Annotated in this window: 11 protein-coding genes; 2 read left to right on the forward strand and 9 right to left on the reverse strand. The window is 62.5% G+C overall.

Annotated features, from left to right (window positions below):
- Positions 1-173 precede the first annotated feature (173 nt).
- Complete coding sequence (locus AWB74_RS46870) at positions 174-329, forward strand: hypothetical protein (RefSeq protein ID WP_200821941.1); 156 nt, start codon at positions 174-176, stop codon at positions 327-329.
- Between the two features lie 21 nt (positions 330-350).
- Here AWB74_RS46870 and AWB74_RS07925 read toward each other — a convergent pair whose 3' ends face one another.
- Both AWB74_RS07925 and hemE read right to left on the reverse strand, forming a co-directional pair.
- Positions 351-2,594 carry a primosomal protein N' gene (locus AWB74_RS07925; protein WP_061146237.1) on the reverse strand — a complete coding sequence of 748 codons (2,244 nt, stop codon included), beginning with the start codon at positions 2,592-2,594 and terminating at the stop codon, positions 351-353.
- 460 nt (positions 2,595-3,054) lie between these two features.
- Complete coding sequence (gene hemE, locus AWB74_RS07930; RefSeq protein WP_061146238.1) at positions 3,055-4,140, reverse strand: uroporphyrinogen decarboxylase; 1,086 nt, start codon at positions 4,138-4,140, stop codon at positions 3,055-3,057.
- A 182-nt stretch (positions 4,141-4,322) separates the two neighbouring features.
- Here hemE and AWB74_RS07935 point away from each other — a divergent pair, with 182 nt between their 5' ends.
- The gene (locus AWB74_RS07935; protein ID WP_200821942.1) at positions 4,323-5,171 is read left to right on the forward strand and encodes a transporter substrate-binding domain-containing protein; all 849 of its coding nucleotides are present in this window, start codon (positions 4,323-4,325) and stop codon (positions 5,169-5,171) included.
- Positions 5,172-5,188: 17 nt separating this feature from the next.
- Here the strand turns inward: AWB74_RS07935 and AWB74_RS07940 are convergent, their stop codons facing one another.
- From AWB74_RS07940 to AWB74_RS07970, 7 genes are all read right to left on the reverse strand, one after another.
- Entirely contained in the window at positions 5,189-6,136 is a 948-nt protein-coding gene (locus AWB74_RS07940; RefSeq protein WP_061146421.1) for an alpha/beta hydrolase, read from the reverse strand.
- Positions 6,137-6,750: 614 nt separating this feature from the next.
- Entirely contained in the window at positions 6,751-8,481 is a 1,731-nt protein-coding gene (locus AWB74_RS07945) for an AMP-binding protein (RefSeq protein ID WP_061146239.1), read from the reverse strand.
- A 284-nt stretch (positions 8,482-8,765) separates the two neighbouring features.
- On the reverse strand, positions 8,766-9,191 hold the full coding sequence (locus tag AWB74_RS07950; protein ID WP_029672474.1) for a F0F1 ATP synthase subunit epsilon: 426 nt from the start codon (positions 9,189-9,191) through the stop codon (positions 8,766-8,768).
- 77 nt (positions 9,192-9,268) lie between these two features.
- Positions 9,269-10,663 carry a F0F1 ATP synthase subunit beta gene (gene atpD / locus AWB74_RS07955; RefSeq protein WP_061146240.1) on the reverse strand — a complete coding sequence of 465 codons (1,395 nt, stop codon included), beginning with the start codon at positions 10,661-10,663 and terminating at the stop codon, positions 9,269-9,271.
- Between the two features lie 44 nt (positions 10,664-10,707).
- Positions 10,708-11,592, reverse strand: coding sequence for a F0F1 ATP synthase subunit gamma (gene atpG / locus AWB74_RS07960; RefSeq protein ID WP_061146241.1), 885 nt, complete (start codon positions 11,590-11,592; stop codon positions 10,708-10,710).
- A 64-nt stretch (positions 11,593-11,656) separates the two neighbouring features.
- Positions 11,657-13,198, reverse strand: coding sequence for a F0F1 ATP synthase subunit alpha (atpA, locus tag AWB74_RS07965; protein ID WP_061146242.1), 1,542 nt, complete (start codon positions 13,196-13,198; stop codon positions 11,657-11,659).
- A gap of 69 nt (positions 13,199-13,267) precedes the next feature.
- Positions 13,268-13,810, reverse strand: a complete 543-nt coding sequence (locus tag AWB74_RS07970; protein ID WP_061146243.1) for a F0F1 ATP synthase subunit delta — start codon at positions 13,808-13,810, stop codon at positions 13,268-13,270.

Below are 13,810 nucleotides of genomic sequence, written 5' to 3' on the forward strand. Positions count from 1 at the left end.
CGCGGTAATCCTCTGGCCCGAGCCAGGCGGTTGCGACCTAGTACTTTCCCTAGTCCGAATATTTTTGGGATAGCCCCTAAGTAAATGCCCGCCCTGCGCCGATATAAACGCAAACGCGCCGTCAGTGGCGCTGCATCCGCGGTAAGCGCCGCGGTTTCGGGAGAGCAACGGGCATGAGCACTTGGATCGTGGTAGCGAGCGTTTGGGCGATGTTGGCAATTTGCGCGATGTTGTTCGTGCGAGGTGCTTCGTTGCGCCATCATCGTATGAACGAGGCGTCCGAAGAAGCCCGCCTGGCGCACAACGAGATTTCACGCACGAAGGTTTGAATCGCCGCGCGGCGGCCAGATTCAAACGTCCAGCGGATCGACTTCCACGTTCCAGCGCAGCACGCCCTTGAGCGAGCGCAACAGCGGCTGCCATGCACGCAGCGACGCCTGAAGCGCCGCGCGCGACGTGCTCTCGAGCAGCAGTTGCGCCCGATGGACATTGAACACTTTCACGATGGTGAGCGGCACCGCGTCGTAAACCGTGACGCGATCGGCGCCGGGCAGAGGCGCAAAGGCCGCCGCCGCTTCCGCGAGAAAGCCAAGCGCCCCTTCCAGCGTGCGGCCTTCGGCGCGCAGCATCGCCTGATAAACGAACGGCGGCAGACATGCGTCGCGTCGCTCGGCCAGCGTCGAACTGGCGAAGCCCACGTAGTCCTGCCGAGATAACGCCTGATACAGCGCGTGGCGCGGATAGCGCGTCTGGATCATCACCTCGCCGGGCAAGCCGGCGCGGCCAGCGCGGCCGCTCACCTGCGTCAGTTGCGCGAAAAGCCGCTCGCTCGCGCGGAAGTCGTGCGAGAAAAGCGCGGTATCGGCATTGAGCACGCCGACGAGCGTCACGCGACGGAAATCGTGGCCCTTCGCGATCATCTGCGTACCGACCAGAATATCGACTTCGCCCGCGTGGACGTCGGAGAAAAGCGCCTGCGCGCTGCCCTTGCGGCGCGTGCTGTCGGCATCGATGCGCAGCACGCGCGCGCCCGGCACGACGCTCGCGAGCGTTTCCTCGACGCGCTGCGTGCCGCGGCCCATCGGCGCGATATCGATGTTGCCGCACTCCGGGCACGACTTCGGAATGCGCGATTCCCAGCCGCAGTGATGACAACGCAGCGCCCGCTCCGGCTTGTGGAGCACCGCATAGGCGCTGCAGCGCGGACAGCCCGCGACCCAGCCGCAGGAGTCGCAGGACAGGATCGGCGCATAGCCGCGCCGGTTCAGAAACACGAGACTTTGCTCGCCGCGTTCCACGCGCGTCTTCAGCGCGGCGATGAGCGGTCCCGCCAGTCCATCGACCGACGCGCGGCCGCGCCGTCTTTCCTCTTCGAGATCGATAAGCTTCACGGTGGGCAACGCCGCTTCGGCGACGGCGCGGCGCGTGAGCGTCAACCGCGTGTATCGGCCCTGATCGGCTTGCCACCAGGTTTCGAGCGACGGCGTCGCCGATCCGAGCACGACGGGAATGCCGAGCTGCTTTGCGCGATAGATCGCCAGATCGCGCGCGGAGTAGCGCAAGCCTTCCTGCTGCTTGTACGCGGGATCGTGCTCTTCATCGACGACGATCATCGCGAGCTTCGGCATCGACGCGAGGATCGCGAGGCGCGTGCCGAGCACGATGCGCGCGCTACCCGTATGCGCCGCGAGCCAGTGCCGTGCGCGCTCGCCTTCGGCCAAACCGCTGTGCATCGTGACGATGGAGCCGTCCGCGAGCGCCGCGAAGCGCGCGCGAAACGCGGATTCGAACTGCGGCGTCAGATTGATTTCGGGAACAAGAACGAGCGCCTGGGCGTCCGGCCGACTGGCGAGCAGCGCGGCCAGCGCGTGCAGATAGACCTCGGTCTTGCCGCTGCCCGTCACGCCGTGAAGCAGGAACGGCGCGAAGCCTTGCGCCTGCCCGATAGCGTCGACGGCGTCGCGCTGTTCGCCGGTCAGAACGGGAAGCGCGACGTTGGCGGTCGGCGTCGGCGTGTGGGCTTCTGCTTCCGCGATGTCCGGCGCGGCGGCTTCGATCCATCCGCGCGCGAGCCAGTCGTCGAACGTTGCGCTTGCTTTGGGATGCAGCGCGCGGGCGTCGGACAGACCGAGCGACGGCGCTTCGGCAAACGCTTCGGCAAGGCGACGCAAGGCGCGTGCGCGCGCGGGCAACGCGTCGGGAAGATGCGCACGCCCTTCGTCCAGCAGCCGATAGCGCGGCTCGACAGCGAAAAGCCGATCCCAGCGCGAAGCGTCGCGTAACGCCTGAGGCAGCGCCGGCAGCGCGACTTCGCCGAGGCCACGCTGGTAGTAATCGGCAGCGAAGCCGGCGAGCGCGATCCATGCGTCGGACAGCGGCGCGCAGCCGCTGCAAATCGCGGTTACGTTGCGCAGTTTGCTGGCAGGCACGTCGCTTGTATGGGCGATTTCGCAGATCAGCCCGACGACTTCGCGGCGCCCGAACGGTACCTGCACCAGCTTCCCAACAACGGGCGCGTCCGGCAATGCGTGACGGTAGTCGAACAGCACGGCCAAAGGCTGATCGACGGCGACGCGCACGAAGACGTCGGTCATCGTGCACGGCTCCGCGGATGGGAGTTCGACACCGGTACGGGCGTTGGCGGGACAAACTTAAAGTGAAACATCAGAATCGCCCGTAAACCGCCGATTATTTTTGGATTTCCGATGCTTTCCACAGGCCTGTGGATAACTTTGTTGAGAAGTGCGCCCGACGCCACGGCAAACAAAGTCACGTATCCCTTATGTGCGCTAGCCCACATTTCGGGCGAAGCTCTCGAAAACCGTTCAGAATCATTGACTTGGAGCACACATAGAGAGACGTTATTGGTTGTTCGGGGCCATACGTCTGATGGCGCGCCGCAGCGAACAAATTGTGTATAAGTTGACGCTTGACATCGGGTGGCGCCGCTCGCGCCGGGCGATTCGGAAAGAATGCTCCAGCCCCTGACAACCGCTTCCGGCGTGCCAGTGCCGCACTGCAGCATCCGTTTAGTAACCCGGCTTTCGTGTGCGCTCAGCGCGAGCGCATTGCCCGGCTGTGACGATGAACCTCGTCGACGAGCTCCGCGACGTGCTCGGGCGGCGTGAACTGCGAGATACCGTGACCCAGATTGAAAACGTGGCCCGGAAAATTCCCGAAACTCTCCAACACCGCGCGCGCTTCCGTACGGATGGCCGCTGGGGGCGCGAACAGCACGCTCGGGTCGATATTGCCTTGCAACGCCACGCGCGATCCGACCTTTTCTCGCGCCGTGCCGAGGTTCATGGTCCAGTCGAGGCCGACCGCATCGACGCCCGTCGCGGCGATTTCCTCGATCCACAAGCCGCCGCCCTTCGTGAACGTGATGACCGGCACGCGTTCACCGTCGTGCTCGCGCTTGAGTCCCGCAACCACCTTCGCGATGTAATCGAGCGAGAAACGTTGATACGCGCCATCGGCGAGTGCGCCGCCCCATGTATCGAAGATCATCACGGCCTGCGCGCCCGCTTCGATCTGCGCGTTCAGGTACGCCGTGACGGCTTGCGCGTTCACGTCGAGGATGCGATGCATCAGATCGGGCCGCGCATACGCCATCGATTTCACGGTGCGATGATCGTCGGAGCCGCCGCCTTCGACCATGTAGCACGCGAGCGTCCACGGACTGCCCGAAAATCCGATGAGCGGCACCTTCTGACGGCCTTGCGCGTCGGTGAGCGCGCGGCGGATCTCGCTGACGGCGTCGGTGACGTAGGAAAGCGTGCCGCCGATGTCCGGCACGGCGAGGCGCTTTACGTCGTCTTCGGTTCGCACCGTGCGCTCGAAACGCGGGCCTTCGCCCTGCACGAAGTTCAGCCCGAGGCCCATTGCATCGGGCACGGTGAGGATGTCGGAGAAGAGGATCGCGGCGTCGAGCGGGAAGCGTTCGAGCGGCTGAAGGGTCACCTCGGTCGCGTAGTCCGGATTCTTCGCGAGGCCGAGAAAACTGCCCGCGCGGGCGCGCGTCGCGTTGTATTCCGGCAGATAACGTCCTGCCTGGCGCATCAGCCAGATCGGCGTGTAGTCGGTCGGCTGGCGCAGCAGCGCGCGCAGGAAGGTGTCGTTCAGAAGAGTGTGTGCCACGTCGCTCGATGCTGAAGGCAAAGAATCATCCATTCTACCGGAGCGGACGGGCGTTTTCGTCGGCCTAAGCTCGCGATTCGGAATGCCGCATGCGGCGCGGCCTATGCCGTTTGGCCGGGTTTCGGGCGGCGGATTGCATCGTTATGATCGACGTGCTTACACAACTAGAACCAGGAGAATCGATGCAACGCATGTCTGTCAGTCTCGGCGCAATCGCGTTTTCGCTCACGCTGGCGAGCCACGCGGCTCAGTCTCAAACGATTCAGGCCGGCACCGTCGCGGGCGCGAAATCCACCACGCCGGCGCCTTCCGCTGCGCCGGCCGCCGCGCCCTCGCGGCTCGACGACGTGCTCGCGCGCAAGACTCTGCGCGTCTGCACGACGGGCGACTACAAACCGTATTCGTTCTTGCGGAGCGACGGTCAGTTCGAAGGCATCGACATCGATCTCGCGGAAAGCCTCGTAAGGTCGCTCGGCGCGAAGGCGGAATACGTGAAGACGTCGTGGTCGAACCTGATGAACGATTTCGTCGCCAAATGCGATATCGCCGTGGGCGGCGTCTCGACCACGCTCGAGCGGCAGAAGCGCGCGTTCTTCACCGCGCCTTACATGGAGGATGGGAAGACGCCCATCGTGCGTTGCGACGACGTCGAAAAGTATCAGACGGTCGCGCAAATCGATCAGCCGAACGTGCGCACGATCGTCAATCCGGGTGGCACCAACGAGCGCTTCGCGAAGCAGTTCTTCCCGCGTTCGCAGTTGATCGAGTATCCGGACAACGTAACGATCTTCAAGCAGATCCTCGAAGGCAAGGCCGACGTCATGGTCACCGACGCCTCCGAAACCTTGCTTCAGCAGAAGCTCAATCCCGGCCTGTGCTCGGTGCATCCCGACAAGCCGTTCCAGTTCGGAGAGAAGGCGTATCTGCTGCCGCGCGGCGACGTGCCGTTCCAGCAGTATGTCGATCAATGGCTGCACCTCGCCCGTTCGTCGGGCGAGTTCCAGGCGGTGTACGACAAGTGGCTGAAATAACGCGTCAGGTCCTGCCGTCAGCGCACCGCGCGCACGAGCTCACCCGTGCGCTCGCCGATCCTGCGCAGCCAGCCCAGCGCGGCTTCCGATTGCGAATACACGCGCGCGAATCCGTGCGCCATGTCGCGGGCGTCGATCAATTCGACGCGGCCGCCGTTGGCGCCTAGAAAGCGTTCGAGTTCGAAGGCGTCGTCGTAGAGCGGATCGTAGGCCGCCGCGACGATGATCGCGGGCGCCGGCGTGCGCTCGAACGGCTCGGAGAGCGGAAACGCGCGCACGTCGTGATCGCGCGGCGTCTCGCCCGACAGAAACTGAGCCCAGTACCATTTCAGTTCGTCGTTCGTGAGGCCGGGCCCGTTCGCGTTGGCGACGCAACTCGGGCTTTCGAACTGGCGGCGCATCACCGGGTAGAGCAGCAATTGCGCGCTGACGAGGCCAGCCACGCGTTGATTCGCTTCGCGCGCCGCAACGACCGCCAGATGCGCGCCCGCGCTGTCGCCACCCACCGCCAGCCGGTCGGTCGCAAAGCCGAGCCGCGAGCGATGTTCCGCGAGCCAGATCAGCGCATCGATGGCGTCATCGCAAGGCGCCGGAAACGGATGCTCGGGCGCGAGCCGGTAATCGACGCTCGCCACCGCGCATTGCGAATCCTGTGTAAGCCGTTCGACGAGACCATCGTGCGTGTCGAGGTCGCCGACCACCCAACCGCCGCCGTGAAAATAGACGATGAGCGGCAGCGGTCCACGCGCCGCTCTCGGCTTGTAAACGCGCGCGGCGAGCGTGCGGCCTTCGAGCGGAATGGCGATATCTTCGGCGGTCACGGCGTCGCCGCGGGCCTGCGCGTATGCTTTGGCAATGTCGCTGAAACGCGCTCGCACCGCTTGCGCATCGGCGTTTGAGCTCAGCGGCGGATAAGTCTCCGCGATAGCGCGGTGGTAGCCCAGCAAAGCTGCATCGATGGTCATGCGTGTCTCCATAGCTTTTTGTCGAAGAAATTTTTGACGGGAAGAGGTCTGCACTTCGATTTCATGCGTCCGCCCGTTCGCTTTTTCGCATATTTAGAATCATCGCACTAGTGCGAAAAAACGGCATTTGTGTGTCAGGTCATTCCGAACGGATAAATCATCTGACTAGCAGACAATATATTCTCGGAATTTACCCATTTCTCCGGAGATAATTTCCTCTGAGCCTTATGGGACGGGGGTTACAACCTGAAACACTTTGTTACGGCGACCCGGAATCAATTCGCCCACAATCTGTTCAAACGGTTTCAACACGGATGTATTCGGGCGCGCTGTGCAAAAGCCGCGTGTCCGGTGGCGGATTTGGTCAAAGCTCTCTTGTTGGGGCATCCGTGTTGGGATCGTTCTTCGGATGGAAACATTCGAAACATCCCACGATTGGTCTCCTCGCGCTAACCCCGTAGCGTGTGGTTTTTAGCGGGCTCCAGGCCCGCTTTTTTTTCGTCTGGACAAACGTTTGCGGTTCCTGAGGACGCGGAGCAGCGACGTTTCTTCCAATCACAAAGGGAGCGCCACGGCGCTCCCTTTGTCGTTTCATGGCTGCTGCGCCCTGAACGTCACGCAGTTTTCGCTTCGGCGAGCTTCAGTTCATCGATCATGCGCGCGCGCATCACGAACTTTTGTGCCTTGCCGGTGACGGTCATCGGCAACTCGTCGACGAAGCGGATGTAACGTGGAATCTTGTAGTGCGCGATTTGTCCTTGGCAAAACTCGCGGATTTCCTCCTCGCTCGCCTGCTCGCCGGGCCGCACGACGATCCACGCGCACACCTCCTCGCCATATTTCTGGTCCGGTACGCCGAACACCTGCACCGACTGCACCTTCGGATGCCGGAACAGGAATTCCTCGATTTCGCGCGGGTAGATGTTCTCGCCGCCGCGAATCAGCATGTCCTTTAGCCGTCCGACGATATTGCAGTAGCCTTCGGCGTCGAGCGTCGCAAGGTCGCCCGTATGCATCCAGCCGTCGATGATCGCCTCGCGCGTCTTGGCTTCATCGCCCCAATAACCCTTCATCACCGAATAGCCGCGCGTGCAGAGTTCGCCAGTCTCGCCGACGGGGACGATATTCCCCAGCGGATCGACGATCTTCACCTCGAGATGCGGCTGGATGCGTCCGACGGTCGTCGTGCGCTTGTCGAGCGGATCGGTCGTCGAGCTCTGGAACGACACGGGGCTCGTCTCCGTCATCCCGTAGGCGATCGTGATTTCGCTCAGATGCATCTTCGACACGACGCGCTTCATCGTTTCGATGGGACACGGCGAACCAGCCATGATGCCCGTGCGCAAGCGGCTCAGATCGTACTTCGCGAAGTCGGGGTGATCGAGTTCTGCGATGAACATGGTCGGCACACCATGCAGCGCGGTGCAGCGCTCCTCGTGAACGGCGGCCAGCGTCGCGCCCGGATCGAACGCTTCGCCAGGGAACACCATCGTGCAGCCGGTCGACACGCACGCGAGCACGGCCAGCACCATGCCGAAGCAGTGATAGAGCGGCACCGGGATGCAGAGCGAGTCCTGCTCGGTGAGGCGCATCGCCATCGCGATATAACGCGCGTTATTGACGATGTTCCGATGCGTGAGCGTCGCGCCCTTCGGGTTGCCGGTCGTACCGCTCGTGAACTGGATGTTGATGGCATCGTCCGGAGCGAGCTTGGCTTCGAGGGCGTCGAGCTTCGTCGCGTCCACTTGCGCGCGGCCGGTGCGCATCACTTCGTCGAAATTGAGCATGCCGGGCGTCTTGCCGTCGCCCATGCGGATGACAGCACGCAGTTCCGGAAGCTTCGCGGCGTTGAGCGCGTTCGGTGCGGCGTCGGCAAGTTCCGGCGCGAGCACTTGCAGCATCTCCAGGTATTTCGACGTCTTGAACTGCTCGGCCGCGATGATCGCCTTGCAGCCGACCTTGTTGAGCGCGTACTCGAGTTCGGCCAGCCGGTATGCCGGATTGATGTTCACCATGACCGCGCCCATGCGCGCGGTCGCGAATTGCGTCAGCAGCCATTCGATGCGGTTCGGCGACCATATGCCGACGCGATCGCCCGCCTGAATGCCGAGCGCGAGCAGGCCGCTCGCGAGCACGTCGACTTCGTCCACGAATTCACGCCAAGTCCAGCGGATGTTTTGCTCGCGGAATACAACTGCGGGTCGCTCCGGAAATCGGCCCGCGGTTTCGAGAAGAAACCGCGCGACGGTCGCGTCGCTCAGGGGAATGTCGGTCGCGCCGCGAACATAGGAAACGCCGTCGCGCGGTTCGATCTGCGCGCCGGCCTGCGTCGGTTCAGTTGCCATCGATGGTCTCCGCCAATAGGAATCGCCGCCCGATGAAGGCTCAAATGGAGGCCATTGTGCATCGCGGAGTCGAATGGGGACATTGAGTGTTTCCCCGCAATGCCATTTGCGAGAACACGCAAAAATGTGCGCAAAATCAACGCGTTAGACGACATCAGCGGGCGCAGCACACAACCGATATGCAGATATGCGCGCGCGATTTGCCGATTTGGAGCATAAAAAAAGCAGCCCGAAGGCTGCTTTTCCTGAACTGCTGAACGCCGCCCGCGTAGGGCGTTGCGCACTCAATGCTTCGCGTGCGCCTTGCGCAGACGCTGGATCGCCGCGAGCTGAGCCGTCGCGTAGGCGAGTTCCGCTTGCGCGGTCGCGTACTCGAGCTCCGAGGTGTTGTTTTGAATCGCTTCCTCGGCACGCTTCTTCGCTTGCTCGGCTTTCGCTTCGTCGAGATCGGCGCCGCGGATGGCCGTATCGGCAAGAACGGTCACGATGCCCGGCTGGATTTCGAGAATCCCGCCAGCAACGAACACGAACTCTTCCGATCCGTCTTCCGCCTCGATGCGCACCGCGCCCGGACGAATGCGCGTGATGAGCGGCGTGTGGCCGGGCAGAATGCCCAGTTCACCCGCTTCGCCCGGCAGCGCGACGAACTTCGCCTGGCCCGAGAAGATCTGCTCTTCCGCGCTGACGACGTCTACCTTGATGGTTGCCATATGTGTCGACTCCTGTCGGTCAGTATTTCGAGGACGCCAGTGCACTGCATTGGCGTCCGCCTGAAAACACCCGACCTTTACTGGATCTTCTTGGCCTTTTCGAAGGCTTCGTCGATCGTGCCGACCATGTAGAACGCCTGCTCCGGCAGATGATCGCACTCACCTTCGACGATCATCTTGAAGCCGCGGATCGTTTCCTTCAGCGGCACGTACTTGCCCGGCGAGCCCGTGAACACTTCAGCGACGTGGAACGGCTGCGACAGGAAACGCTGGATCTTGCGCGCGCGCGAGACCGACAGCTTGTCTTCCGGCGACAGTTCGTCCATGCCCAGAATCGCGATGATGTCGCGCAGTTCCTTGTAGCGCTGCAGCGTCTGCTGCACGCCGCGCGTGATCGAGTAATGCTCTTCGCCGATCACGTGCGGGTCGATCTGACGCGAGGTCGAATCGAGCGGGTCCACTGCCGGATAGATACCGAGCGAAGCGATGTCACGCGACAACACGACGGTTGCGTCCAGGTGGCCGAAGGTCGTAGCCGGCGACGGGTCGGTCAAGTCATCCGCAGGGACGTACACGGCCTGAACCGACGTGATCGAACCGGTCTTGGTCGACGTGATGCGCTCTTGCAGCTTGCCCATTTCTTCAGCCAGCGTCGGCTGATAGCCCACTGCCGAAGGCATACGGCCGAGCAGAGCGGACACTTCCGTACCCGCCAGCGTGAAACGGTAGATGTTGTCGACGAAGAACAGCACGTCGAGGCCTTCGTCACGGAAGTGCTCGGCCATCGTCAGACCGGTCAGCGCGACGCGCAGACGGTTGCCCGGCGGCTCGTTCATCTGGCCGTACACCAGCGCGACCTTGTCGAGAACGTTCGAGTCCTTCATTTCGTGATAGAAGTCGTTCCCTTCACGGGTACGCTCACCCACGCCCGCGAACACGGAGTAACCGCCGTGCTCCTTCGCGATGTTGTTGATGAGTTCCATCATGTTCACGGTCTTGCCGACGCCAGCGCCGCCGAACAGACCGACCTTGCCGCCCTTCGCGAACGGGCAGATCAGGTCGATAACCTTGATGCCGGTTTCGAGCAGTTCCGTCGACGGCGACAGCTCGTCGAACGCAGGCGCGTGCTGGTGAATCGAGCGCGTCGTGTCCGCTGCGATCGGGCCAGCTTCGTCGATCGGACGGCCGAGCACGTCCATGATGCGGCCCAGAGTCGGCTTGCCGACCGGCACGCTGATGGGCTTGCCGGTGTTCTTGACCACCGTGCCGCGGCGCAGGCCGTCGGATGCACCCAGACAGATGGTGCGAACCACGCCGTCGCCCAGCTGCTGCTGGACTTCGAGCGTCAGTTCGGTGCCTTCCAGAATGAGCGCGTCGTAAATCTTCGGCATTTGCGCACGCGGAAATTCCACGTCGATAACGGCGCCGATGCACTGTACGATCTTGCCTTCTACCAAAGCAGTAGTACTCATCGCATTTCCTTTAGATACTGTGTTCTTTCACGCGGTCAGCAAAATCAGACCGCTGCGGCGCCACCGACGATTTCCGACAACTCTTTCGTAATCGCGGCCTGGCGGCTCTTGTTATAGACGAGCTGCAGTTCGTTGATCACGGTCTTCGCGTTGTCGGACGCGGCTTTCATCGCGACCATGCGCGCGGATTGCTCCGACGCCATGTTTTCCGCGACCGCCTGATAGACGAGCGCCTCGACGTAGCGGACCAGAAGCTCGTCGACCACGGTTTGCGCATCCGGCTCGTAGATGTAGTCCCACGAGGTCTTCGGCATGGCGCCTTCTTCGTCCTTCGCGTGGAGGTCATCCACCGACAACGGCAGCAGCTGCTCGATCACGGCTTCCTGCTTCATCGTGTTGATGAAGCGCGTGTACGCCAGGTACACCGCGTTGATCTTGCCTTCCGAGTACAGGTCGAGCTGCACCTTGATCGCGCCGATCAGCTTTTCCAGATGCGGCGTGTCGCCCAGTTGCGTGACTTGCGACACGACCTGCGCCTTCAGCCGGTTCAGGAAGCCCAAGCCCTTGCCGCCGATCGCCGACGCCTCGATCTTCACACCGCTCTGATCGAGTTCCTTGATCTTGCCCAGCGACGCACGCAGGATGTTCGTGTTCATGCCGCCGCACAGACCCTTGTCGGTCGTGACGAGGATCAGACCGGCCGTATTCACGCCCTTGTTCTCCACCATGAACGGGTGGCGATACTCGGGGTTCGCCTTGCTCATGTGCGAGGCGATTGCGCGGACCTTGTCGGCATACGGACGGGCGGAACGCATACGCTCCTGAGCGCGGCGCATCTTCGATGCGGCGACCATTTCCATCGCTTTGGTGATCTTGCGCGTGTTCTGCACGCTCTTGATCTTGCCGCGAATTTCCTTCATTCCAGCCATTGCTTACTCCTTGATCGAAGCCGCGCGGCGCCTTTGAACGCCGCGCGATGCCTCTCTATCCCGATCAATAAGCGCCCGACTTCTTGAAGTCCTTCAGCGCGGCATGCAATGCGCCTTCGTCGTCCTTCGACAAGTCTTTGTTGTCTTCGATGCGCTTAATCAGATCGCCGTGGCTCGTCTTCAGGAATTCGCGCATGCCCTTTTCGAACGGCAGCACTTGCGAGACTTCGAGGTCGTCGAGGTAACCGTTGTTGGCCGCGAACAGCGCAACCGACAGTTCCCACACTTGCAGCGGCTGATACTGCGGCTGCTTCAGCAGTTCCGTCACGCGGCGGCCGCGCTCGAGCTGCTTGCGGGTGGCTTCGTCGAGGTCCGATGCGAACTGTGCGAACGCCGCCAGTTCACGATACTGCGCGAGGTCGGTACGAATACCGCCCGACAGCTTCTTCACGACCTTGGTCTGAGCCGCGCCACCGACGCGCGACACCGACACGCCCGCGTTGATCGCGGGGCGGATACCGGCGTTGAACAGGTCGGTTTCGAGGAAGATCTGGCCGTCGGTAATCGAGATCACGTTGGTCGGAACGAACGCGGTCACGTCGCCGGCTTGCGTTTCGATGACGGGCAGCGCCGTCAGCGAGCCGCTCTTGCCCTTCACTTCGCCGTTCGTGAACTTTTCGACGTACTCTTCCGAGACGCGAGCCGCGCGCTCGAGCAGACGCGAGTGCAGATAGAACACGTCACCCGGATACGCTTCACGGCCCGGCGGACGGCGCAGCAGCAGCGAAATCTGGCGATACGCCCACGCTTGCTTGGTCAAATCGTCATAGACGATCAGTGCGTCCTGGCCACGATCGCGGAAATATTCGCCCATCGTGCAGCCGGCGTACGGCGCGAGGTATTGCATCGCCGCCGATTCCGAAGCCGAAGCCGCCACGACGATGGTGTAAGCCATCGCGCCGGTCTCTTCGAGCTTGCGCACCACGTTCATGATCGACGAAGCCTTCTGGCCGATCGCGACGTAGATACAGAACAGGTCTTTGCCCTTCTGGTTGATGATCGCGTCGACGGCCACCGCGGTCTTGCCGCACTGACGGTCGCCGATGATCAGCTCACGCTGGCCACGGCCGATCGGCACCATCGAGTCGATCGACTTCAGACCCGTTTGCACCGGCTGCGACACCGACTTACGCCAGATCACGCCCGGCGCGATCTTTTCGATCGCGTCGGTTGCTTTCGCGTTGATCGGGCCCTTGCCGTCGATCGGGTTGCCGAGCGCATCGACCACGCGGCCGATGAGTTCCGGTCCGACCGGCACTTCGAGAATGCGGCCCGTCGTCTTGACGATGTCGCCTTCCGAGATGTGCTCGTACTCACCGAGAATAACGGCGCCGACCGAGTCGCGCTCGAGGTTCAGCGCGAGGCCGAAGGTATTGCCCGGGAATTCGAGCATTTCGCCCTGCATCACGTCCGACAGGCCGTGGATACGCACGATACCGTCGGTCACGGAGATCACGGTGCCCTGGTTGCGAACGTCCGCGCTCGCTTCAAGGCCCTGGATCCGGCTCTTGATCAGCTCGCTGATCTCAGAGGGATTGAGTTGCATTATTCGCTCCTGATAGTCAATTCTGTTGCGTGCCAGCTTCAGACACGGTTGAGCGCCTTATTTGGTCATTTAGGCGGTCAGAGCCGTCTGCATGCTGGCGAGGCGCGCGCGGACCGAGGTATCGAGCACTTCGTCGCCAACCGTCACGCGAACGCCGCCGATCAGCGACTGATCGACGGAAACGATCGGTTTCAGCTTGCGCTTGAACTTGCGTTCGAGGCTTGCAACGAGGTCGTTCAATTGTTCGCCTTCGAGGGGAAACGCGCTCACGATGTGAGCGTCGGCAGCACCTTCACGGGCGTTCTTCAGCTCGTCGAACTGAACGGCGATTTCCGGCAGCAGCGGCAGGCGATGGTTCTCGACCAGCATGCCGACGAAGTTCTTCGCCTGTGCATTGCTCTGCGCGAGCGGCGACTTCACTGCGGCGAGCAGGAGATCGACGATTTGCTGACGATTCACCTTCGGGCTCGAAGCGACCGATTCCACTTCGGGCAGACGCGCAACCTGTGCCAGCTCCTCGACGAAGGTGGACCAGCCCGCGAGATCGCCGGTTTCGGCCACGCGGAACAGCGCTTCTGCGTAAGGACGAGCGATGGTTGCAAGTTCGGCCAT

The organism is Caballeronia arvi, from assembly GCF_001544695.2.
GTDB classification, from domain to species: domain Bacteria; phylum Pseudomonadota; class Gammaproteobacteria; order Burkholderiales; family Burkholderiaceae; genus Caballeronia; species Caballeronia arvi.